Genomic DNA, 21,853 nt, shown 5'->3' on the forward strand with positions numbered 1-21,853 from the left:
GAGGTGAAATATACGTTACAGCCCTCGCTCCGTCAACACCTATTTTGAAAAAAGACGGAGATTTCGCAAACAGCGCCGGCAAGCTTTTGATTTGTAAAGAAGCTGTCATCCAGGCCGGAACAATTTCTCTCCAACGCTCCGACAAGCCCGCGCGGAGGAAACGCGCAGGATGCGAAAAAGCCCCGATTGACGGGGCTTTTTCTGGGCAAGAGGCCGGCATTCCGGCGAACGGAGCGGCCCAAACGGCTAAAACGCCTTGCTCAGCTGCGGTAGTCCGCATTGATCTTCACATAGTCATAAGAGAAGTCGCAGGTCCAAACCGTGGCTTCCGCCGCGCCGCGCCCCAGGTTTACCCGCACCAGAATTTCCGGCTGGGCCATCACGCGCTGGCCGTCTTCTTCTTTATATAGAGGATTGCGTCCGCCGTTGACCGCGACCAGCACCTCGTCCAGATACAGCTCCAGGCGATCGACGTCCAGGTCTTGCACCCCGGCGTAGCCGATGGCGCACAGCAGGCGCCCCAGGTTTGGGTCGGAAGCGAAGAAAGCGGTTTTCACCAGCGGGGAACGCGCGATGGCGTAAGCGACGTCCTTGCACTCTTCGAAGGAGCGGCCGCCCTCAACTTTGACGGTGATGAACTTGGTGGCGCCCTCGCCGTCGCGGACGATAGCCTGAGCCAGCGCCGTGGCGACTTGAATCAACTCCCCCTTCAGCGCCTGATAGGCCGCCAGCTGCGGCGAATCGATCAACGGAGCGCCGCTTTGACCGGTGGAGATCAGAATAAAGCTGTCGTTGGTGGAGGTGTCGCCGTCCACCGAGATGCAATTGAAGGAAACATCGGCCACTTCCTTCACCAGCTGACGCAGCACCGGACGCGTCACGGCGGCGTCGGTGGCGATGAAGCCCAGCATGGTGGCCATATTGGGATGAATCATGCCGGCGCCCTTGGAGATGCCGGTGATGTTGACCGGATGACCGTCCAGCGTCAGGCGGGCGCTGACCGCCTTGGGCGCGGTGTCCGTGGTCATGATGGCGCGGGCGGCGTCGGCCCAGTCCGCGCCTTGCCGATGCGGCAGCGCCGCGGCGATCTTGTCCACCGGCAGCGGCTCCAGGATGACGCCGGTGGAAAAGGGCAGGATCTGTTCCGGCTGACAGCCCAGTTCGTCGGCCAGCGTGCGGCAGACTTGCAGCGCGTCGCTGCGCCCTTGTTCGCCGGTGCCGGCGTTGGCGTTGCCGGTGTTGACGACCAGCGCGCGGATCTGCACGCCGGCGTCCAAATGCTTTTTGCAGATTTGCACCGGCGCGGCACAGAAGCGGTTTTGGGTGAACACGCCGGCAACGGTGTTGCCTTTATCCAGACGGATGACCAGCACGTCGTTGCGGTCGGCTTTCTTGATGCCGGCGGCGGCAACGCTCAGTTCCACGCCGGGAATGGGGAAGAGATGTTCGCCGCTGACGGGCTTGAGGTTTACTGCCATCTATCGCTCCAGATCAATCAATATTATTCGCATCGATTGTAGCGGATTTGATCCGCCGGACCGGAAACAAAAACGGCGGCCGGATCAACCCGCTTCGGCCGCCGCCGCGCTCAGCAGTTCAAGCAGCGCTTCGCCGTAGCGCGCCAGCTTGAGTTCGCCCAACCCATACACCTTGGCCAAGCCGGCGCGGGAGCTGGGATGCTTTTCCACCAGGTCTCGCAGGGTGCGGTCGGAGAACACCGCGTAGGCTGGCACATTGTGTTCGTCCGCCATTTGCCGGCGCCAGCCGCGCAGCGCCTGCCACAGCCGCTCTTCGCGCTCGGTGCGCAACCAGCGATCGGCGCTGGCGCTGCTGCGCGTCGCCTTGTCGTCGGCCAGCGGCCGCAGATAGACTTTTTCCTGGCCTTTGAGCACGGCTCGGCATTCGTCGCTCAACACCAGCGACTGACCGCGGGCGATGTCGACATGCAGCAGCTTGCGCGCCACCAGTTGGCGGATGATGGAGCGCCAAACGCGTTGGTTGTAGTCGCGGCCGATGCCGAAGGTGGACAACTTGTCATGGCCGTAATGACCGACGCTTTGATTGGCGCGGCCCAGCAGCACGTCGATCACGTGGCCGGCGGAGAAGCGCTGCTCCACCCGGTAGATGCAGGACAGCAGCTTTTGCACCGCCACGGTGGCGTCGAAGGTGATGGGCGGATGCAGACAGTTGTCGCAATGGCCGCAAGGCCGGCTCTGTTCGCTGAAATGCGCCAGGATGTGCTGGCGCCGGCAGGAGGCGGCTTCGCAGAAGGCCAGCATGGCTTCGAGCTTGCCCAGTTCCACCTGCTTTTGCAGCTCGGCCATTTCCCCGCCTTCTATCATTTGCCGCAGTTGCACCACATCGTTGAGCCCGTAGCACAGCCAGCTGGCGGCGGGCAGGCCGTCGCGGCCGGCGCGGCCGGACTCCTGATAAAAGTTTTCCGGGCTCTTGGGCATGTCGATATGGGCGACGAAGCGCACGTCCGGCTTGTCTATGCCCATGCCGAAGGCGACGGTGGCGACCATGACCACGCCTTCGTCGCGCAGGAATTCGCGCTGGTTCGCCTCGCGTTGCTGATGGCTGAGGCCGGCGTGGTAGGGCAAGGCGTGGATGCCGTTGTCGCACAGCCATTGCGCGGTGTCTTCCACGCGCTTGCGCGACAGGCAGTAAACGATGCCGGCGCTGCCCGGGTATTCATTGCGGATGAAGTCGAGCAGCTGCTTTTTGGCGTTGTGCTTTTCCACCACTTGGTAGAACAGATTGGGCCGATCGAAGCTGGATAGGAAGACGCGCGCGTCCTGCAGCTTCAGGTAATGGATGATGTCGGCGCGGGTCTGTTCGTCGGCGGTGGCGGTCAGGGCGATGCGCGGCACTTGCGGGAAGCGCTCGGCCAGAAAGCCCAATTGCTGGTATTCCGGGCGGAAGTCGTGCCCCCAGTGGCTGACGCAATGCGCTTCGTCGATGGCGAACAGGCTGATGTTCAGCTGCGACACGAACTCTTGGAAACGCGGGGTCAGCAGGCGCTCCGGCGCCACGTACAAAAGATCCAGCGAGCCGGCGCGCGCCTGGCGCGCGATGTCGCGCGCCTCGTCCAGCGGGGTGGCGGAATTGAGACAGGCAGCGGCCACGCCCTGCTCCACCAGGGTGGCGACCTGGTCCTGCATCAGCGCGATCAGCGGCGACACCACGATGGCGACGCCCGGCCGCATCAACGCGGGGATCTGAAAGCAGAGGCTCTTGCCGCCGCCGGTGGGCATCAGCACCAGCGCGTGGCCGCCCTGGGCGACGTGATCGACAATCTCCCCTTGCTGCCCGCGGAATTCGGGATAGCCGAAGATATTATTGAGTAGGGAGAGCGCGTCCTGCATAAGCCGTCTTCTTACGAGAAGGGGCCTATTGTACGGCAAGTGGCCGGCAGCGTCCCGTCCCGGGAGCCACGGGCAAAAAAAGGGCCGCTGGAATGCAGCGGCCATAAAGTTGGATGGAGACAATGTGAAACGAAGAGGAAAAATGCTCTCGCACTACCATGGACCTGTGGGACACTCGCGAAGTTCCTTTTTTTCCATTTATTTTTGGCGTTTTTTCGCAAAAAAATACTTATATGGCATTGCGGATTTTTTGCGGCGCCGCACTGTCGAAGGCAGCCCGTCACCCGTCTCTAGCCACCGCCGCACAAGCCGTTCCGCGCGCCGGCGCTTGGAGCCTTCCCCCGGCTGTGCGACACTGACCGACGATTTCTTGGAGGCATTAATGCGTAATATTTGGCCCGTCCTGCTGGCGGCCGCAGTGATCAGCGGCTGCGCCAGCGCCCCCAGCAAAGCACCCAGCCCATCGACCGTCGGCAAGCCCGCTCAGTCCGGGGCCAGTCCGGCCAACGCCGATTGGCAAAACCTGGGGGTTTCCCCCAACGGCAACATCCTGAACGAACTGGACAAGCTGTCTGTCCGCAAGCAGGGCCAGGTGGCCAGCTTTCGCGACCGCAAGACCATCTTCAATCTGAAGAAGGAAAACTTCCTGTCCACGCCGCGTCACAAGGTGTCGATCAATACTTGGCAGATAGACTGTTCGCAGCGCACTTTCCGCCTGCTGGACATGGTGCTGTTCGATGAGAACGGCCGCCAGATCGCCAGCTTCACCTATAATGACGCTCAGATAAAACCTATGCCGGTAGTGCAGAATTCGGCCAGCTATCAACAGATGCTGCTGGTATGCAAGGGAGAACCCGGGTTCTGAGCCCGTTTCGCCCAGCCCGCTCGCTCGCGGCCGCGTTCCGCGGCGCGCCAAAACGCGAGCGGGCGTTTTTTGCGTAGCGGCCCCGCCGCCCAACCGGCCCCATGCCTGGAGCGCCCATGCAAGCGATTCGACGAGTGGTCTTCAATCAAAAAGGGGGGGTGGGCAAGTCCACCATTACCGTCAATCTGGCCGCCGTCGCCGCCAAACAGGGCAAACGGGTGCTGTTGGTGGACCTGGATCCGCAGGGCAACGCCAGCCATTATCTGATGGGTTCCGCCGCCCGGGACGACGCGCCGTCGCTGGCCGGCCTGTTCGAGCAGATGCTGAGCATTTCCATGTTCAGCAAGGAGCCGGCGGACTTTGTCCGCGCCACGCCACTGACCGGGCTCAGTCTGTTGGCTTCGCACCCGGACCTTGCCGAGCTGATGGGCAAGCTGGAGGCGCGCTACAAGATGTTCAAACTCAAGGAAGCGCTGGACAGCTTGAGCGGCCGGTTCGACGAGATCTGGATCGACACTCCGCCGGCCTTGAACTTCTTCACCCGCTCGGCGCTGATCGCCGCTGACCGCTGCCTGATTCCCTTCGACTGCGATGCCTTTTCCCGCCAGGCCCTCTATAACCTGAAAGTGAACACCGAGGAAATCCGCGCCGACCACAATCCCGAGTTGTTCATCGAAGGCATCGTGGTCAACCAGTTCCAGGCGCGGGCCAGTTTGCCGGTGCGCCTGGTGGAGGAGCTCAAGCAAGAAGGCCTGCCGGTGTTGTCCTCTCCGCTGTCTTCATCCGTGAAAATCCGGGAGTCACACGATGCGGCGCTTCCCATGGTGTACCTGGACCCGCGCCACAAACTGTCTCGCGAGTTCGAAGCGCTTTACCAGGAGCTGGCGCGGGATGGACGGCCGGCCTAGCGTCCCTCTCCCGCCGTCCGCCGGCTCGCGCGGAGGCGGCTCCCCTTGAATCGCCTGAGCTCGCTGCTGGTCAGCGGCCTGCTGAGCGTCGGCCTGCTGTCCGCCGAATACTGGCTGATGATCAACGATGAACGCGCCGAGCTCATCGACCGCCAGCATTACTGGGGCGAATTGAGCGCCGAGTTGCTGCGGGTGCGGATGCAGGCGATGCTGGATCACTCCGCCGTGCTGGCGCAGAGCCTGGCCAACAGCCCTCAGCCGCGTTCATTGGCCGTGCTCGCGCGCAGCACCATACGCGACGATACGCCGTTCGGCGGTCTGGGCATCATCGAATACGTGCGCCCGGAACAGCGCGAGGCGTTCGAGAGCCGCATCGCCAACAGCATACGCGTATTGCAGGACCGCCATCTGGCGCCCAGCCCGCGCCGCCCGCTGTACTATCCGGTGTCCGGCTACCTGCCGGACGACAGCAACGCCTTGCCGCAAGGTCTGGACCTGGGGGGCGTAGGCAACGCCCGCCGCAAGATGGACCTGGCGCGCCACAGCACCCAGCCGGTGCTGATGCCGACCACGCTGCCCGGCAGCAACGGCAGCCGTCTGGACATCGTCGTGCGGCTGAACGACGACAACACCCTGCTGCTGCTGAATCTGCGCAAGGACAAGCTGATCCAGGACAGCCAGCGCGAACCCGGCACCGCCAGCCCGCTGCGCCATGTCCGCATCGTCGCCTGGACCCAGGAACAACCCGACGCGCCGCTGCTGGACTCCCAGCCCACCCGGCCGCTGCCGTCCACGCCGCCTTTGTACACCATTCGCCACAATCTGGGCGGCAACGAGATCTTGTTCGGCGCCTATCCGCAAGGCGTGGCTAACCCCGGCATGCGGCTGACCCACTGGGCGATCCTGGCCACCACGGCCGGTTTTTTGCTGGCGATGTTCTGGTTCCAGCAACAGCAGGCCCAATCCCGGCGCCGGATGCAGGATCAGCTCAAGCGCAGCCAGCAGCAATTGGAAATGAACACGCGCACGCTGCGCGAGCAGATCAACGACAGAGTGATGTCCGAGCAGGCGCTGGCGCAGAGCGAGGCGCGCCAGCGCGCCATTCTGCAAGCCAGTTCCGACGCCATCATCCTGATCGACCACCAGGGCCTGGTCTTGCAGATCAACCCGGCGGCGGTGCGGCTGATCGGCCAATCGGCGGACATGGTGCGGCAACTGCCGATAGGCAAGCTGCTGGACGAGCTGTACGACCGCAATCCGGCGCGCAGCTTCGAACACATCGCCCAGGAGCACGAGGGCCGGCCGTTCGAGGCCAGCTTGCGCCGCAGCGACGAGCATATGCTGCCGGTGGAGCTGTCGCTCAGCCGGGTCACCTTGCCGGACGACTGGTTCTACGTGGTAGTGTGCCGCGACATCTCCATCCGCAAGGAGCAGGAAGCGGCGCTGATCGAACTGAAAAACAGCCTGGCCGAGCAGGTGGAAGTGCAAAGCCGCCAGTTGTCCGCGCTGCTGGACGCCAGCCCGATGGCGATGGCCTACATCGTGGACCGCAATCTGCTCCAGGTGAACCGCGCCTTTCTCGATCTGTTCGAGCAGCGCGAGGAAGTCGTCCTCGGCCACAGCACCCTGCCCTTCTTTGAATCGCCTGAGCAATGGGAGCGCACCGGCAAGGCGCTGTACAGCCTGCTCAACGACGGCAAGGTGGTGCAGACCGAGCAAAGGCTGCGCACCGGCACCGGCAAGCTGTTCTGGTGCCGGCTGTACGGCAAGGCCATCAACCCCTCGGTGCCCAAGCTCGGCACCATCTGGCTGTACCAGGACTTTTCCGCCCAGCGCGCGCTGGAGGAAACCCTGCGCCACGCCAAGGTGCTGGCCGAGGAAAACAGCCGCGCCAAGACAGAGTTCCTGGCCAATATGTCCCACGAGCTGCGCACGCCGCTGCACGCCATCCTTGGCTTCACCGAAATGGGCCAGGCCCGCTCGCGCGGGCAGCACGACGACAAGATGGCGCAATACTTCAGCCGCATCCAGAGCAGCGGCAACCGGCTGCTGACCCTGCTCAACGATTTGCTCGACCTGGCCAAGATGGAAGTGGGGCGCATGGAATACACCATAAGCCGCAACAATCTGTGCCAATGCCTGCACGACATCTGCGACGAAATGACGCCGCTGGCCGCGCTCAACGACATCCGCATCTATCTGAACTGCTCGTCGGAGCAACTGCACGCCGACATCGACCCCTTCCGCATCGGCCAAGTGATGCGCAACCTGCTGTCCAACGCCATCAAGTTCAGCCCGCACGGCGGCGAGATCTACGTCAACGCCGGCCTGCGCCAGGACGCCGACGGCGAGAACATCCTCGTCACCGTGGAAGACACCGGCCCCGGCGTGCCGGAGTCCGAACTGGAAAGCATTTTCGACAAATTCATCCAGAGCAGCAGCACCAAGACCGGCGCAGGCGGCACCGGCCTGGGGCTGGCCATTTGCCGCGAGATCATCTCCGCCCACCATGGCCGCATCTTCGCCAGCAATTTGCCGACACGCGGCGCGCTGTTCACTTTCATCATTCCGCGCACCGGACAGGCCGGCGCCACGGAGGACCCCAACCATGCCCCACAAACTACTGCTCGTTGACGACGAACCCTTTAATCTGGAGCTGATGGCCGAGCTGCTGCAGGATGCCGGCCACGAAGTGGTCCAGGCCGAGGACGGAGAGACCGCGCTGGACATCCTGCAGCGAGAAGGCGAAACCTTCTCCACCGTGCTGTTGGACAAGATGATGCCCGGCATCAGCGGCTTCGACGTGCTCAAGCGCATCAAGAGCGAGCCGCGGCTGGAGTTTTTGCCGGTCATCATGCAAACCGCCATGGGCGCGGCCTCCAGCGTGCAGGAAGGGCTGGCGGCCGGCGCCTTCTACTATCTGACCAAGCCGTTCTCCCGCGACATGCTGCTGGCCATCGTCGAGGCGGCGATAGGCCACTGGGACCGCTACGCCCACTTCCGCGAACTGGCCAATCTTCACGTCGACGCCCTGCGCCACCTGAACAAGGCCACCTTCAGCTGCCGCAGCCACAAGGAGGCCCAGACCGTCACCGCCCTGCTGGCCAAAACCTGCGCCCATCCGGAGCGGGTGGCCACCGGCCTGTTCGAGCTGCTGGTCAACGCCATCGAGCACGGCAATCTGGACATCAGCTTCGACGAGAAAAGCCACTATATGGCCGAAGGCCAGTGGGAGGCCGAGCTGGCCCGCCGCATGCAGGACCCGGTGCTGGGACAGCGCCAGATCAGTGTGGACTTCAGCCGCGAACCGGAACAGATGCGCTTCACCATCAGCGATATGGGCGCGGGCTTCGACTGGGAGCACTACCAAAACGCCGAGCCCGCCTCGCTGATGTCCAGTCATGGGCGCGGCATCCTGATCGCGCGCAAGCTGTCCTTCGACGGCCTGCACTACCAGGGCCGGGGCAATATCGTGGTCGCCCACGTCAACAGCGGAGAATAAGACGCGGTTCAAGGCCGCGCTGAGGCGGAGCGGCCGCGGCGTTCGCGCCCGAGCCGGCCCGCCCGGGCTCACGGCGGCTCGCCGCAATCGCCGCGCTCGCGCCAGTAACGGCGCTGACTGTCGCGCCAACAGCTCCACTCCACCCCTTCGCCGAACTCCAGCGTCAAGGCGCCGTCCAGATCCGTGCGCAGCACCGCGGCGCCGGCCTCCTCCGCCCGCCTCAGCACGGACGGATGCGGATGGCGATAACGGTTCAGATAGCCGGCGCTGATCAACATCACCTCCGGCCGCGCCGCCGCCAGCCAGGCCGCCCCGGTGGCGGTGCGGCTGCCATGATGGCCGGCGGCCAGCACCGTGCTGCGCAAGCGCAGGTCCGACCGGCCCGCCAGCGCCCGCTCCGCCGCCTCAGGCGCATCGCCGCTCAAGAGCAGCGCATGGCTCGCGCCCGCCACCCGCAAGATGCAGCTGCGCGCATTGGCGTCCTTGGCCGGAACGCTTTCCGACGGCCCCAGCACGTCAAAACGCACCCCGTCCCACGCCCAGCTCTGTCCCGGACGGCAGCCTTCGCCGCTCAAGCCCAACTCGGACAAGGATTCCGGCTGCCCCGCCCATACCCGGCCCGGCGGCATGGCGGCGGCCAGTTCCGCCGCCGCGCCGTCGTGATCGCTGTGGCGATGCGACAGCATCAGGCCGTCCAGCCTCCTCACCCCCAGGCCGCGCAGCTGCGGCAACACCACTCTCTCGGCCCCGCCTGGGCCGGTGTCGAACAACAGGGCGCGACTCCGGGTCTGCACCAGCACCGACAGGCCCTGGCCCACGTCCAGCATGGTGGCGCGGAACGCGCCCTCAGCCGGCGGCGGGGGCCGGTAGAGCAACATCGGCAGCAGCATCAAGGCCGCCAGTCCCCGGCCGGGCACGCCGCGCGGCGCGATCAGCCACGCCGAGCCCAGCAAGGCCAGCAAGAACAACGGCAAGGGCGTTCCGGCCAAGGGCAGGACCGGCGCTTGTGCCAGCCTCTCCACGCCCCAGTAAAAGCCACGCGCCAGCCAGGCCGCCCCATGCAGCGGCCACTCCAGCGGCAGCAAGACGGCGGCCAGGGCCAGCGGCGTCAGCAGCAGCGACACATAGGGAATGCCCAGCGCGTTGGCCAGCGGCGACACCAGCGGAATGCCGCCGAACCACCAGACCAGCGGCGCCAGCGTGCACACGCCCGCCGCCCATTGCCCGGCCAAGGCGGCCCGCCACTTGCCCGGCGCGCGGCGTCTGGCGATGGCGCTGGCCATCAAGGCCGCCACCAGGCCGAAGGACAGCCAGACCCCGGGCGCCAGCACGCAAAAAGGATCGATCAGCAACACCACCGCCAGGGCCAGCCACCAAATGCGGAACGGCGACAGGCCGCGCCGCAGGCACAAGGCGGCCAGCCCCACGCCCAGCATGAACAAGGTGCGTTGGGTCGGCACCGAAAAACCGGCGAGCAAGGCATAGGCCGCCGCCGTCAAAAAAGCCCCGCCGGCGATCAGCAAACGCGGCGGAAGACCGAAGACCGGCAGCCTGCGCGCCAGCCAGGCCAGCGCCGTCGCGGCCAGGCCCGCCAGCATGGTGATGTGCAGGCCGGAGATCGAGATCAGATGCGTCAGGCCGGTGGCGGCGAACAGTCGCCAATCCTCTCGCGCCACGCCTTGCTGCGCGCCCACCGTCAACGCGGCGATCAGCGCCGCTTCACGCGACTCGCCCAGCACCCGCTCGATGCGCGCCACCAGGGCGGCGCGCGCGCGGTCCACCCAAGCCAGCGGCGCGCGGCCGTCCTCCAAGCGACGCTCGCCCGCGCCCAGCGAGCCGCTGGCCAGCACGCCTTCCGACCATTGCCATTGCTCGACGTCGAAACCGAAGGGATTGGCCGGCCCGCGGCTGCGCTTGAAACGGGCCTCAGCCCGCCAGCGGCTGCCCGTCGGCCACTCCCGCCGGCGAAAATCCGTCAGCCTCACCGTTGGCGGCAAGTCCACGCCCGGCGTCAGCGTGCGCTCCACCTCCATGGTCAGGCGCGTCCCGTACTCGCCGGGCTGCGGCAGGCCCCGCACCTCGCCGACGAAGACGATGGGCCGTTGCTGCCAATCGGCCGGCAATTGCTGCGCCATTCGGCTGTCGGCGCGCCAGGCGGCGTAGCCCAGCCCCAGCAGAAAAGCCGGCGCCAGAGCCGCCCAAGGCCGAGCGCGCGACGGCAGACAGGCGGCCAGCGCCGCCGCGCCCGCCGCCAGGCCCAGGCAAGCCGTCGCGGCGGGCAAGGCCGGCAAGACGGCGCACGCGGCGATGCCGCACAACACAGCGATCAAGACAGGCATGCCGGCATCTTAGGCGGCGATGCCGCGCCACCGCAATCTATTAAATACATTCACTAAAGCGCAGCGAATAGACCATGCCGATCGTATTTTTTATGATCTCGGAACGCACCCATAGCAGATGAAACGGGAAAAAATAACAAGTACAAATGCGTATTGCATTAACGAAGCGCTGGACTACACCTAGGACAAGCGCTTTCGAAACCCCCGGCCGCCGCGACGCCTCGCCAGGTCCAGGCGGCGCCCAAGCGCGGCAGCCTGCCTCTCTTTCACATGACTTTCCATCTGGCAGCCGCCAGACGGTTCACTCGCAGGAGGAATACATGGACGCATACATGGGCACCATCACGGTCTACGGCTTCAATTACGCGCCGCAAGACTGGGCGCTGTGCCAGGGCCAGACCTATCAGGTATCGCAGTACGAAGCCTTGTACTCGCTGCTGGGCACGCTCTACGGCGGCACCGCGTCTCAAAACTTCAAGCTGCCCAACCTGACCGGCCGCATGGCCATCGGCACCGGCCCCGCGCAGCCCGCCTATAATCTGCCGGCCTACAATCCCGGTCAGTTCGGCGGCACCCAGAACGTGGCGCTCAGCGTGGCCAACCTGCCGGCGCACTCCCATACCGCCACTTCCATGGCGGTGACCTTCCACGCCGCCGGCACGCCGACGCCGGCCACCCCGGCCAGCGCGCCCAGCTCCAGCAACCCCTATCTGGGCGCTTCCGGCGCCGGCACCGGCCTCGCCACCATCTGGTCCACCGCGCTGAACAACCCCGTGTCGGTGCAAGGCCTGTCCGCCACCGGCAATACCGATCTGACCGGCGGCAACGCTCCGGTCAGCGTGCTCAACCCCTTCCTGGCGCTGAATTTCTGTATCGCTATCAACGGTCTGTATCCGGTTCGTCCATAATCACAATATGCGGCCTACCGCCGCTTCCGGCCGCCTCTCCGCCGCAGGGGCGGCGGCCGTTGCCTTCAGGGGACATCGCCATGCTCGCCACCGTTCAAGCCGAAGACTTCATGCATCTGCTCGGCAAGCACTGCATCTTCCGCAACCCGCAACATCCCGATATCGCGCTGCAAGTGCAGGCCGTCAAGCTGCGGCCGCAGGCGCAATCGCCGCATCAGACCGCGCGGCGCACCCCCTTCGTGGTGGAATTGGCCGCCGAGGGCGCCACCGAGCTGGCGGACGCGGTGGGCCAGCTGGAGCTGCCCGCCACCGAGCACAGCGACGCCATCCGGCTGGATCTGGTGTGGATAGGGCGGGTGATTCCCGCCGGACGCGATCCGGCGCTGGCCTACTTCCAGCTGCCGTTCAATTGAGCCGGCCCGCCGACAGCCCGTGGGCGGCCGGCGGACGGATAAAAAGGACGAAGACTCCGGCCGGGCGGCCCGCCCGGCGAAATATTACAAACCCGCCCGCGCCTCGCCCTGCGGCGAATGGCGCTCGGGCCGCCACACCAGCTTGTCCGCCATGTCGCCGGCCTCTTCCAGCACGAATCCCAATTGGTGATAAAGCCGGCGCGCCTGCACATTGCTGTGCCACACCACCACCGCCAGCGGCGCGCGCACTTGCCAGGCCGCCTGCTGCAAGCCCATCAGCACCTCCTTGCCGTAACCCAGGCCGCGCGCTTCCGGCACCATGGCCAGAAAGATGATGCGCACCTCGTTATGGCCGAAGTCCACCATCACCACGCCGACGTTGGCCCCGGTTTTCTCGATGACGAAGTGCATCGCGTCCGGGTAGTTGTCGCCTGCGCCGCGTTGCAGCACCTGGTATTGCTGCTCCTGCACGGTGCGGATCAGCTCCTCCTCGCCGTCTATCAATTGCAGGTCCGGGCGGGCACTGCGGTAGAGGCCGGCGATGAAGGCCTCGTCGTGATGTCGCGCCGGGCGCAGATGCAGGCCTTCGGCCAGCGAGGACGTGTTCAAGAATGAGGACATGGCGAACGGCTCCTTTCCAAAACCTGTTATGGGGCGCGCCGGCGGCGCGCCCGTTTCGTTCTACGCGCATGCGCGCGCAAGGTCTTGCGAATCAGGCGAAACCCGGTCTTAAGGCCTGTTCAGTCTACGCCGAAGGCATGAGCTTTCCAGGCGTCTCAAAACCGCTTGCTATCCGCCCCCAGCGGATCGCGAACAGCGTCTACAGTCCGGCCTCTCGACGGAACACCGCCAACAACTGACGCCACCCTCGTTCCAGCAAGCTGTAGCGCTCCCCCCGCAAGCGCGCCACGCCGGCCAGCTCCCGCAGCGGCGCCGCGCCTCGCTCGCAACGCTCCAGCCGCACGCGGAAAGTGGCGGCCAAGGGCACTAGGCCGCGGTCGCGCTGTTCGGTGGGAATGGGGCCGCCGTAGGTGGAGGCCAACAAGGCCTGATCCAGCAGCGGCAGATTAAGCCGGTCGATCTGGCCCAGCCGGCATTCCACGCTCCAGAACTCCCCGCCGTCGGCGACGAAGCGGGCGACATGGCCGGGCTTGAGCCCGCTCAGCGCGGCCTCGTCGACAAAGGCTTCGCCCTTGACCCCGTCCGGCCCCACCACGTCCAGCAGATGCTCGCCCTCGGCCAGCGCAGTGCCGGCGCGCAGCGCGTCGCTGAGGTCCACCACGCGGCCGGCGAACGGCGCGGCGAGCGTGAGCCTGGCCATCTGCTGACGCAAGGCGGCCACCTGTTCCTGCGCCACCTGCCATTGCTTGCGCAAGGCCGGTCCGCGCTGTTGCAGCTCCAGATCGAACGGTTGCTGCGCGGTCTGCCAGGCCAGGTCGCGCTCGCGGGCGTCCGCCAGCGCCAGCTGCGCCTCCAACATCGGCGAGCTGAGCCTGGCCATGATCTGCCCCGCCTTGACCAGCTGGCCGTCGCGCACCAGAACTTCCGCCACCTCGCCCGTCGCCGGCGCGTACAAGCCCTGCGACTGTAAAGCGCCCAACACCGCCGGGCTGGCCACTTCGCGCTGCCACGGCAGAATCAGCGCCAAGCTCAGGATCAGCAGCGCCGCGGCGCTGCGGCGGGTTTCGCGGCCCCAGCGCAGATCCGCGCGGCGCTGCCACCACACCATCAGTTCGCCAACCACGGGGCGGGCGATGAACCAGCCCAGCTCCACCGCCAGCAACAGAATGCCCAGGGCCTTGAAGAACAGGTGGTAGACCAGGAAGGCGATGGAGAGAAACAGCACCAGCCGATACAGCCAGGTGGCCCAGGCGAACAGGATCAGCCCGCGCCGCCGCGCGTCCGGGAAATGTTCCGGCACCGGATCGTCCAGGCCCAGCAGCGTTTTGCGCAGCCGCCAGCGCGCCAGCGCGAAGGCGCGATTGTGCAGATTGGGCAGGCCCAGGTAGTCCGCCAGCAGGAAATAGCCGTCAAAGCGCATGAAGGGGCTAGCGTTGATCGCCAGCGTCGCCAGCCAGGTGGTGGTGGCCAGCAGAAAGACCCCGGCGCGCAGCGGCCCGTCCGGCAAAAAACTCCACAACAAGGTGGCCCAGGCGGCCAGCACCAGTTCCGCCAGCATGCCGGCGCCGCCGATCAGCAGCCGCTGGCGGCGCGAATCCAGCTTCCAGGCGTCGTTGGTGTCGGTGTAGAGCACCGGCATCATCACCAGAAAGGCCACCCCCATCGCCGGCACCCGGCAACCGAAATGGCGCGCGGTCAGTGCATGGCCCATCTCGTGCAGGATTTTGGCCAGACTCAGCGACAGGCCGATGCCGATGGCGGCGCTGACGCCGCCGTAAGCGGAGAAGGTGTGGGTGAACTCGTCCCAGCGCCGCGACACCAGCGCCAGCGCCAGCAGCAGCACCGCGCCCATCGCCAGCCAGAAGCGCGGATGGAACAGCCAGCCGGTCCACGGCAGCAGGCGATTAAGCAGGGCTTCCGGCCGCAGCAGCGGCACCCGGAAAAACAGATAGTTTTTCAACAGCCACATCGCGCGGCTGGGCCGGTTGGCCTCGCGCAGCTGCCACAGCCAGCCGTTCTGCTCGGCGCTGGCGGCCTGCAGCAGTTGATGGCGGGACAGGAAGAGCAGCACGGCCTCGATATCCTCGGCGCCCAACTGCAGCGTGGTTTCGGCGTTGACGGCTTGCAGCACCGCTTCGGCGGTGCCCAGCGACCAGCGCGACAGGATTTCGAAACTGGCCCAGCCCAGTTGATAGAAGCGGTGGGCGCAGGGGTCGTGCAGGGTCCAGCTGGGCGCGCCGTCGGCCAGCGCCGGGCCGGGATGCAGCGTCAGTTCCTGACGCAGCGCGGGCAAGGCGGGGGATCTCATGCTCACCACCCCAGCCATTGCCGCGCGGCGGTCAGCGGCCGGCGCAACGCGTAGTAGATCAGCGGCACCCAATCGCCGTAGACGCGGGCGGTGCCCATCTGCCCCAGCCGCGGCTTGTCGCCGCCGACGAAGCGGGCTTGCAGCCGATAGGCGAGCAGGCCGCCCTCCACCGCTTCCGCCTTGTAGGCGACGCGGAGGATTTCCGCGTCGTAGGACTCGGTGGGCGAAGCGTTGGGATAAAGGGTGATCTTGCCGCCGGGCGCCACGTCTATGGCTTCCGCCGCCGGCAGCCAGGCGGCCAGTTCCACATGGGCGGGGTCGGCCAGCGTCATCACTTTCTCACCCACCGTCACCGCCTTCCCCTGCCAGTCGTTGCGGTCGGAAAACACCACCACGCCGGCGCTGGGCGCGGTGACGTGCAGCCTTTGCAGCTCCAATCCGGTGTACTCGGCCGCGATGCTTTTCTCTTCCAGCTTGGCGCGGTCCTGCGCCATGGCCAGCTTGCCCTTGTCGTCGGTGACCGCCAGCTGGGCGCTGGCGCGGAAGCTTTCCTGCGCGGCGTCGCGCTCGCGCGCGGCCATGGCGAACTGGCCGGCCAGCGAGGTGGCGTCCAGATCGAACAAGGGATCGCCGGCCTTGACGCGCTGATTGGGCTGCACCTGGATGCGGTCTATCACCCCGCTGAGCGGCGCGCGCAGCAACACCGGATTTTGCGGCGCCACTTCGCCGCGCGCCAGCACGCTGAGGCGTATCGGCATGCAGGCCAGCAACAGCGCGGCGATGAGCAGCCGCCGCTGCTTGCGACCGGGCCGCAGCCATTGCCCCGCCAGTTCCCGCCAGTTGCGCCGGGGCGCGAAGCGCAGCAGCGCGTGGCCGTAACCGTGGGCCAGCTCTTCCGCCAGCTTGCGCTCGTAATCGCTCCACGGCAGTTCCCGCGCCAGCAGCCAGGCGCCCTGCTCGCCCAGGCGCAGCCACAGCGCGTGGGCCGGCAGCCAGGACGACCAGTCCTCGGCCAGCGCCGCGGGCAGATCGCCGGCCTCGAGCAAGCGGCTGTCCTGCCCGACTTCCGGCCCGCCGGATTCCGCCAGATGGCGGAACAGGCGGGACAGCCACTGCATATAGGGCGCGGTGGGGTCCAGCTCGGCCAGGCCGGACAGCGCCGTCACATGGCGATGCAGGCCCTCGCGCCAGACCGCCGACTGGCGGTAGGGCAGCAGTTGCTGGCTTTCGTTGACGATGATGAAACCCAGCTGCTCGGCGCTGACCGCGTCGCGTCCGCGATGCAGCAGCTGCAGCAGGCCGGCCAGTTCCCGGCTTCTATCGGCGTGCCCCATGCACGGCCTACTTGAAGCTGGCCCAGCCGCTCATCCCCGGCAGCAGGCTGGCGCCGTTGCCCTCGATGACGCCCACCGCGAGGATAGACTGGCTGACCGGATCGATCTGCGCGCCCAGGCGTTCTATCCTGGCCGGGAAACTGGCGCCCAGTTCGTCCACCGCCACGGTGAACTTGCTGCCGGGCTTGAGTTTGGCCAGCCATTTGGACGGCACCAGCATGCGCAGTTCCAGCGAGCCGGAATCGACGATGTCCAGCACCGGATTGCCAGGGCTGACGTATTGATGCACGGCGGCGATGCGGCGCGCCACGCGGCCGTTGAACGGCGCGCTGATCACGCATTTGCCGACTATGGTCTGCATATAGCTGGCGTCGGCGGCCGCTTCCTTGGCCTTGCCCTGGGCCTGGGCCACGTCCAGCGCGCCGGCGGAATTGAGCTTGGCCAGCTGGTTGTTGACCTTGAGCAGCTGGCTGGCGGCCTCCAGCGAAGCCTGGGATTTGCGCAGCTGGGCGCGATAGCTGCCGCAGTCGAACTGCACCAGCGCCTGACCCTTGCTGAAGCTGGCGCCCTCAGGCACCGGCAAGGCCGCGATCTTGGCCGCCACTTCGCCTGACAGGGTGACGGCGTTGCGCGCCATCAGCTGCACGCGGATGCGGCCGTCGCTGGCGTTGGTCACCGGCGCCGCCGGCGGCTTGGGCTTGGCCGGCGGCGTGGCCGCCTGGGCGCAGGCGGCCGCCAGCAGGCAGGCCGCGGCCCTCAGAACCGTCAACTTCATGGCTTGCTCCCCGCCACCTGCCCCTGCCAACGCGTTTCCGCGCCCTTGAAGGCGGCGGCCAAAGCCGGCAGATCATAGCTGGCGGTGCTTTCCGGCAACGGGTCCATCCCCAGGCTGGAACCCATCTGGCCGTAGGCGTTTTGCAGATCGCCGTAGCTCTGGTACAGCCGCAGCGTGGAGAACACCGCGTTGGCGTCGGCCAGAATCGCCGGCAGGCGGCCTTGCACGCCGCTGTCGGTGGCGTTGCGGTTCTGCACGTAGATGCGCTGTTCCACGTCGTTGAGTTCTTGTTCCAGCCCGAACTGGCGCGAGCGGCCTTTGAGATCGAGGTAGGCCACGTGCACCTGGGTCAGCACCGCCATGTTCAGCGCCATGCGCTGGGTCTTGGCCACTTGCAGCTGGGCGTCGGCGGCCTTGGTGATCGGCCCGGCGCTGAACAGATTGAGCAGGTTCCAGCTGATGCGCAGGCCGGCGTCGCTCCAGGAGTTGTTGACCAGGAATTTATTGCTGTCGTAGTTCTGTCCGATGCTGAATTCCAGGCCCGGCAGCAGCTTGGCGATGGCCTTGCGGGTTTCGATGACGCCGATGCGTTCGTTGTAGCGCGCCTCGTTCAGCTCCGGCCGGTTCAGCAAGGCCATTTCTTCCATCTGCTCCAGCTTCAGGCCCAGCGTCGGGGTGGGCAGCCCTGCGGGCACCGCCACCTTGAAATCGGTGCCGGGCGGCACGTTCATGATGGCGGCCAGCTTGGGCTTGGCCTGGGCCAGCGCGTTGCGGATCATGCCCATCTGGCGGATCACGTCCAGCAGTTGGCGACGGTAGTTCAGCGCCTCCAGCGGCGCGCGCAGTTTCTGCTTCTCCACCTGCCGCGCGTCTTCCAGCGCACGGTTGGTTTCCGCCAGCAGCGCGTCGATGCGGCCTTCCAGCTGCTGCGCGCCCACCGCCTGCCACCAGGCTTCGCGCACTTGCTGCATCAGCTGCTGCGCCACTTTACGCTTGCGCTGTTGCAGGATCAGCATGCGGTCGGACTGCTGTTGGGCGGTGTAATAGCTGACGCCGAAGTCCAGCACGTTCCAGCTCAGATTAAGGTCGGCGGTATGGCTGCGCTTCTCCGAGGAGATAGACGGCACCAGCGATTGTTCGCCGGTGGCCACGTTCTGGGACGAGGACGCGTTGTCCTTGTTGCGGGCGGTGTAGCCGGCCGCCAGCGCCAGCTTGGGCAGCATGTCCAGGCTGGACAAGTCCAGTTGGCGCTGCGCCATCGCCTCTTCCATCAGCTTGACCCGGTAATCCAGGTTGTACTTCAGCGCGCGCGCCATCGCCTCTTGCAAGGTCACCGGCCCGGCCAAGGGCTCCTGGCTGCCGAACATGGCCTGGCGGTCCGCCGCCAGCGTGGCCTGGCGGTCGCTCAAGCTCATCGGCGCTGGCGTGACCGCGCAGCCGGTCAAGGCCAGCGCCGTCAGCGCGGCCAGCGTTGAATAAACGCCGCGGCCGGCCCCTCCCCCCTGTGTTGCTTTCTTCATATCGTCCCCTGTGCGGTTTGTTGGTTTAGTGGCTCGCCGGCTAGGACCTTGCGGTCAAACCGCGTCCTCCGCCTGCAGCCATCCGGCGATCTGCTGATCGAAGGCGGGCTTGCCGTGCTGGCGGAACTGCTCGTGCAGGGCCGGCTTGCCGGCCGCCGCTGCTTTTTCCGTCGCCGCGGCCGCCTGCTCGCCCGCGCCGGTTTTCAACTGCATATGGGTGACGCCGCGGTGGCCGTTCTGGTCGCTGACCGTCACTTCCAGAGACAAGGAACGGTTCCAGCCCGCCGGCGGCGTGCCGCTGAAACGACCGGTCTGGGGATCGAACTTCAGCCAGGCCGGCAGCGGCTGGCCATTGCTCTGCCGCACCTGGATGTTCAGCACCGCGTCCGGATTGCGGGTGATCACGGTGCCGGGCGGCAGGCTGAAGTTGAAACCCTGTCCGGCCACCAGCGGCCGCACGCCCAGATCCGGCATCACTTGCAACGGGGCGCCGGAGGTACCGCCCAGATTGGAAACAAAGGGCAGGCCGGCGTTGCCGCGGCCAAACGGCTCGCTGGGCGTCGGCGCGAAGCGGTCCTGGCCGAAGGCAAGCTGGATGGGGTTGCTCGTCTGCGGCCCCGCCGGGCCCTGCGGCGTCGGCGCGGCGCCCGGCCCGTTGCCGTTGCCCGCGCCGCTCACCGCGGCCAGCACGATATTGGGCGTGATGGGCGCGATATTGATGACCGGCGCCGCATTGGGCGGCAGCGGCGCGTCCGCCGGCGGCACAGGCTGGATCGGCGGGGGCGTCTCTGTCCTTGCGCTGCGCAACTGGTAAGCCGGCGCCACCGTTTGCTGCTGGGTCACATTGCCGGCCAGGTCCGCCGCCGCGCCGGATTTGAGCGCCAGCGCCACCGAGCCCACGCCGCTGACCCCGGTCAATTGCACCACGTAGTGGCTGTCACTGATGCGGACGATATTGCCGATGCCGGCGCTGGCGCTGCCGCTGGTGATCACGCTCAGATCGCCGGCGCTCAGGCCGACGATGGGTTTGTTCAACACCAGGTCGTAACGCAGGCTGCCGGCGACGCCGGAGGCCGGGTCCAAGCGGGTGAAGGACTGCGGCGCCGGCGCGGTGGTGTCCACGACAACGGTGAACGAGGCCGACTGCGCGCTGATGTTGCCGGCCGCGTCGGTGGCCGTGGCGCGCACGCTGTGGCTGCCGTCCGCCAGCGCCTGGCTCAGATTGAACAGCCAGACGCCGCCGCCGTCGGCGGTGGCGGTGCCCACCTGCACGCCGTCGATGAACACGGCCACCTTGCTGCCCGCCTCGGCCAGACCGGTGACGCTGGGGCGGTTGACGTTGGTGATGCCGTCGCGGTTGCTGGAGCCGCTGTCGGTGGCCAGGCTCAGACCGGTATTGGCCGGGCTGTCCGGCGCCACGGTGTCCACCGTGATGATGTAGGCCGTCGATTGGCCGCTGGCGTTGCCGGCCAGGTCGGTCGATGTGGTGCGGATGCTGTGATTGCCGTCCGCCAAGGCGCTGCCAAGGCTGTAGCTCCACGCGCCGCTGCCGTCCGCCGTCGCCGTGCCCACCGCCGTGCCGTCCACGTACACCGTCACCGTGCTATTGGCTTCCGCCGTGCCGGTGACCGTGGGCCGGTTGTTGCCGGTGATGCCGTCGCCGTGATTGCTGCCGGTGTCCGTCCCCGTGCTCAAAGCCACGCCGGACGGCGCCGCGGGCGCGCTATTGTCTATCACCACGTTGAAGGCGCTGGATTGGCCGCTGCTGACGCCGCCGCTGCTGACCACGGCGGTGATGGCGTGCGCGCCGGAACTCAGGCTGGAGACAAAGCTGTAACTCCAGGCCCCGCTGCCGTCCGCGACCGTGCTGTCGATGGGCACCCCGTCCACATAGATGATGACAAGACTGTTGGCGATCCCGGTGCCGGTCACCGTGGGCGTGGCGTTGCTGGTGACGCCGTCGCTATGGCTGCTGCCGGTGTCGGTGCCGCTGGTCAGGCCGGAGACGCTGGGCGGCATCAGCTGCAAAGCTATGTTGCGGGTGACCGCCGCGCTGTTCTTGGTCCCGTCGTTGACGGTGAAGCTGACGGTGCGGGTGGCGGTGTTGGGCGAGCCGGCGGTGTCGATGTAAGTGACCGCGCGCAAGGCCGCCTGCCATTGCGCCAAGGTGGCCGTGGCGCCGCTGGACGTCAGCGTCAGCACCCCGGTGCCGGCGTTGTAACTGGCCGTGATATTGCCCATGGAGCTGCCGTTGTTGGTGAAGGCCAGCACGTCCTCGCCGCTTTGGAAGTTGCCGCTAATCGCCACCGTGGCGCTGGCCAGGGTGGTGTTGTCCAGATCCGACACGGTCAGGCCGCCGTCCACCGGCGTGGCGGCGCCGCCCACCACATAGGCCCCGGCGCTGCCGGTGGTGGTGGCGACAGGCGTTTGATCCGTGGCCGCCACGGTGACGGAACGCGTCGTCGCCGCGCTGTCCTTGCTGCCGTCGTTGACGCTGAAACTGATGGTGCGGGTGGCGGTATTGGGCGTCACCGCGGTGTCGGTGTAGGTGACCGCGCGCAAGGCCGCCTGCCATTGCGCCAGCGTGGCCGTGGCGCCGCTGGACGTCAGCGTCAGCACCCCGGTGCCGGCGTTGTAGCTGGCGCTGATGTTGCCGAAGGTGACGCTATTGGTGTTGCTGAAGGCCAGCACGTCCTGGCCGCTCTGGAAGTTGCCGCTAATCGCCACCGTGGCGCTGGCCAGCGTGGTGTTGTCCAGATCGCTGACCGTGATGCCGGAGTCCACCGCCACCGGCGTGGACGTGGTGTTGTCCCCCGCGGTGAAGGCCGCGCTGCCGCCGCTGGCGGTGGCGATAGGGGTTTGGTCCGTCGCCGCCACAGTCACGCCGCGGGTCACCGCGCCGCTGTTCTTGCTGCCGTCGTTGATCTGGAAGCTGACGGTGCGGGTGGCGGTATTGGGCGTCACCGCGGTGTCGGTGTAGGTGACCGCGCGC

Annotated in this window: 15 protein-coding genes; 6 read left to right on the plus strand and 9 right to left on the minus strand. The window is 66.7% G+C overall.

Annotated features, from left to right (window positions below; translation table 11 throughout):
• Positions 1-260: 260 nt before the first annotated feature.
• Both argJ and recQ read right to left on the minus strand, forming a co-directional pair.
• Entirely contained in the window at positions 261-1,478 is a 1,218-nt protein-coding gene (gene argJ, locus ACODRW_RS23435; RefSeq protein WP_488906823.1) for a bifunctional glutamate N-acetyltransferase/amino-acid acetyltransferase ArgJ, read from the minus strand.
• An 84-nt stretch (positions 1,479-1,562) separates the two neighbouring features.
• A complete protein-coding gene (recQ, locus tag ACODRW_RS23440; RefSeq protein WP_227106342.1) occupies positions 1,563-3,368 on the minus strand; it encodes a DNA helicase RecQ in 1,806 nt (601 codons plus the stop codon).
• Positions 3,369-3,750: 382 nt separating this feature from the next.
• Here recQ and ACODRW_RS23445 point away from each other — a divergent pair, with 382 nt between their 5' ends.
• The 4 genes from ACODRW_RS23445 (at position 3,751) to ACODRW_RS23460 (ending at position 8,643) form a co-directional block, all read left to right on the plus strand.
• Positions 3,751-4,233 carry a surface-adhesin E family protein gene (locus ACODRW_RS23445; RefSeq protein WP_235085113.1) on the plus strand — a complete coding sequence of 161 codons (483 nt, stop codon included), beginning with the start codon at positions 3,751-3,753 and terminating at the stop codon, positions 4,231-4,233.
• 116 nt (positions 4,234-4,349) lie between these two features.
• Positions 4,350-5,141: a ParA family protein gene (locus ACODRW_RS23450; protein ID WP_107801157.1), complete on the plus strand. Its 792-nt coding sequence runs from the start codon at positions 4,350-4,352 to the stop codon at positions 5,139-5,141.
• A gap of 45 nt (positions 5,142-5,186) precedes the next feature.
• The gene (locus tag ACODRW_RS23455) at positions 5,187-7,775 is read left to right on the plus strand and encodes a sensor histidine kinase (RefSeq protein ID WP_107801158.1); all 2,589 of its coding nucleotides are present in this window, start codon (positions 5,187-5,189) and stop codon (positions 7,773-7,775) included.
• Complete coding sequence (locus ACODRW_RS23460) at positions 7,750-8,643, plus strand: ATP-binding response regulator (protein WP_107801159.1); 894 nt, start codon at positions 7,750-7,752, stop codon at positions 8,641-8,643. Before ACODRW_RS23455 ends, ACODRW_RS23460 begins: the two co-directional genes overlap by 26 nt.
• 68 nt (positions 8,644-8,711) lie before the next feature.
• On the opposite strand, the gene ACODRW_RS23465 is transcribed toward ACODRW_RS23460, so the two are convergent.
• Positions 8,712-10,982, minus strand: a complete 2,271-nt coding sequence (locus ACODRW_RS23465; protein WP_488906824.1) for a DNA internalization-related competence protein ComEC/Rec2 — start codon at positions 10,980-10,982, stop codon at positions 8,712-8,714.
• Between the two features lie 320 nt (positions 10,983-11,302).
• Between ACODRW_RS23465 and ACODRW_RS23470 the strand changes: the two genes are divergently transcribed.
• The gene (locus ACODRW_RS23470; protein ID WP_048415544.1) at positions 11,303-11,890 is read left to right on the plus strand and encodes a phage tail protein; all 588 of its coding nucleotides are present in this window, start codon (positions 11,303-11,305) and stop codon (positions 11,888-11,890) included.
• An 80-nt stretch (positions 11,891-11,970) separates the two neighbouring features.
• Positions 11,971-12,303 (plus strand): hypothetical protein, encoded by a 333-nt coding sequence (locus tag ACODRW_RS23475; protein WP_107801161.1) that lies wholly within the window; start codon positions 11,971-11,973, stop codon positions 12,301-12,303.
• Between the two features lie 84 nt (positions 12,304-12,387).
• Here ACODRW_RS23475 and ACODRW_RS23480 read toward each other — a convergent pair whose 3' ends face one another.
• The 6 genes from ACODRW_RS23480 to ACODRW_RS23505 all read right to left on the minus strand — a co-directional run.
• Positions 12,388-12,924 (minus strand): GNAT family N-acetyltransferase, encoded by a 537-nt coding sequence (locus ACODRW_RS23480; protein WP_107801162.1) that lies wholly within the window; start codon positions 12,922-12,924, stop codon positions 12,388-12,390.
• A gap of 199 nt (positions 12,925-13,123) precedes the next feature.
• Complete coding sequence (locus ACODRW_RS23485; RefSeq protein ID WP_488878370.1) at positions 13,124-15,232, minus strand: site-2 protease family protein; 2,109 nt, start codon at positions 15,230-15,232, stop codon at positions 13,124-13,126.
• Between the two features lie 2 nt (positions 15,233-15,234).
• Positions 15,235-16,566: an efflux RND transporter periplasmic adaptor subunit gene (locus ACODRW_RS23490; protein WP_107801164.1), complete on the minus strand. Its 1,332-nt coding sequence runs from the start codon at positions 16,564-16,566 to the stop codon at positions 15,235-15,237.
• 7 nt (positions 16,567-16,573) lie between these two features.
• Positions 16,574-17,341: an efflux RND transporter periplasmic adaptor subunit gene (locus ACODRW_RS23495; protein ID WP_227106332.1), complete on the minus strand. Its 768-nt coding sequence runs from the start codon at positions 17,339-17,341 to the stop codon at positions 16,574-16,576.
• Positions 17,338-18,861, minus strand: coding sequence for a TolC family protein (locus tag ACODRW_RS23500; RefSeq protein WP_488906825.1), 1,524 nt, complete (start codon positions 18,859-18,861; stop codon positions 17,338-17,340). The genes ACODRW_RS23495 and ACODRW_RS23500 overlap by 4 nt, the downstream gene beginning before the upstream one ends.
• A gap of 54 nt (positions 18,862-18,915) precedes the next feature.
• On the minus strand, positions 18,916-21,853 hold a 2,938-nt coding region (locus ACODRW_RS23505; RefSeq protein ID WP_488906826.1), incomplete at its 5' end, for an Ig-like domain-containing protein.

This window comes from Chromobacterium sp. FG89, assembly GCF_057808735.1.

What these genes read in the sequence shown, in the direction of transcription:
- argJ (WP_488906823.1), bottom strand. Translation starts at nt 1,478, where the DNA reads ATGGCAGTAAACCTCAAGCCCGTCAGCGGCGAACATCTCTTCCCCATT.
- recQ (WP_227106342.1), bottom strand. Translation starts at nt 3,368, where the DNA reads ATGCAGGACGCGCTCTCCCTACTCAATAATATCTTCGGCTATCCCGAA.
- ACODRW_RS23445 (WP_235085113.1), top strand. Translation starts at nt 3,751, where the DNA reads ATGCGTAATATTTGGCCCGTCCTGCTGGCGGCCGCAGTGATCAGCGGC.
- ACODRW_RS23450 (WP_107801157.1), top strand. Translation starts at nt 4,350, where the DNA reads ATGCAAGCGATTCGACGAGTGGTCTTCAATCAAAAAGGGGGGGTGGGC.
- ACODRW_RS23460 (WP_107801159.1), top strand. Translation starts at nt 7,750, where the DNA reads ATGCCCCACAAACTACTGCTCGTTGACGACGAACCCTTTAATCTGGAG.
- ACODRW_RS23465 (WP_488906824.1), bottom strand. Translation starts at nt 10,982, where the DNA reads ATGCCTGTCTTGATCGCTGTGTTGTGCGGCATCGCCGCGTGCGCCGTC.
- ACODRW_RS23470 (WP_048415544.1), top strand. Translation starts at nt 11,303, where the DNA reads ATGGACGCATACATGGGCACCATCACGGTCTACGGCTTCAATTACGCG.
- ACODRW_RS23475 (WP_107801161.1), top strand. Translation starts at nt 11,971, where the DNA reads ATGCTCGCCACCGTTCAAGCCGAAGACTTCATGCATCTGCTCGGCAAG.
- ACODRW_RS23480 (WP_107801162.1), bottom strand. Translation starts at nt 12,924, where the DNA reads ATGTCCTCATTCTTGAACACGTCCTCGCTGGCCGAAGGCCTGCATCTG.
- ACODRW_RS23485 (WP_488878370.1), bottom strand. Translation starts at nt 15,232, where the DNA reads ATGAGATCCCCCGCCTTGCCCGCGCTGCGTCAGGAACTGACGCTGCAT.
- ACODRW_RS23490 (WP_107801164.1), bottom strand. Translation starts at nt 16,566, where the DNA reads ATGGGGCACGCCGATAGAAGCCGGGAACTGGCCGGCCTGCTGCAGCTG.
- ACODRW_RS23495 (WP_227106332.1), bottom strand. Translation starts at nt 17,341, where the DNA reads ATGAAGTTGACGGTTCTGAGGGCCGCGGCCTGCCTGCTGGCGGCCGCC.
- ACODRW_RS23500 (WP_488906825.1), bottom strand. Translation starts at nt 18,861, where the DNA reads ATGAAGAAAGCAACACAGGGGGGAGGGGCCGGCCGCGGCGTTTATTCA.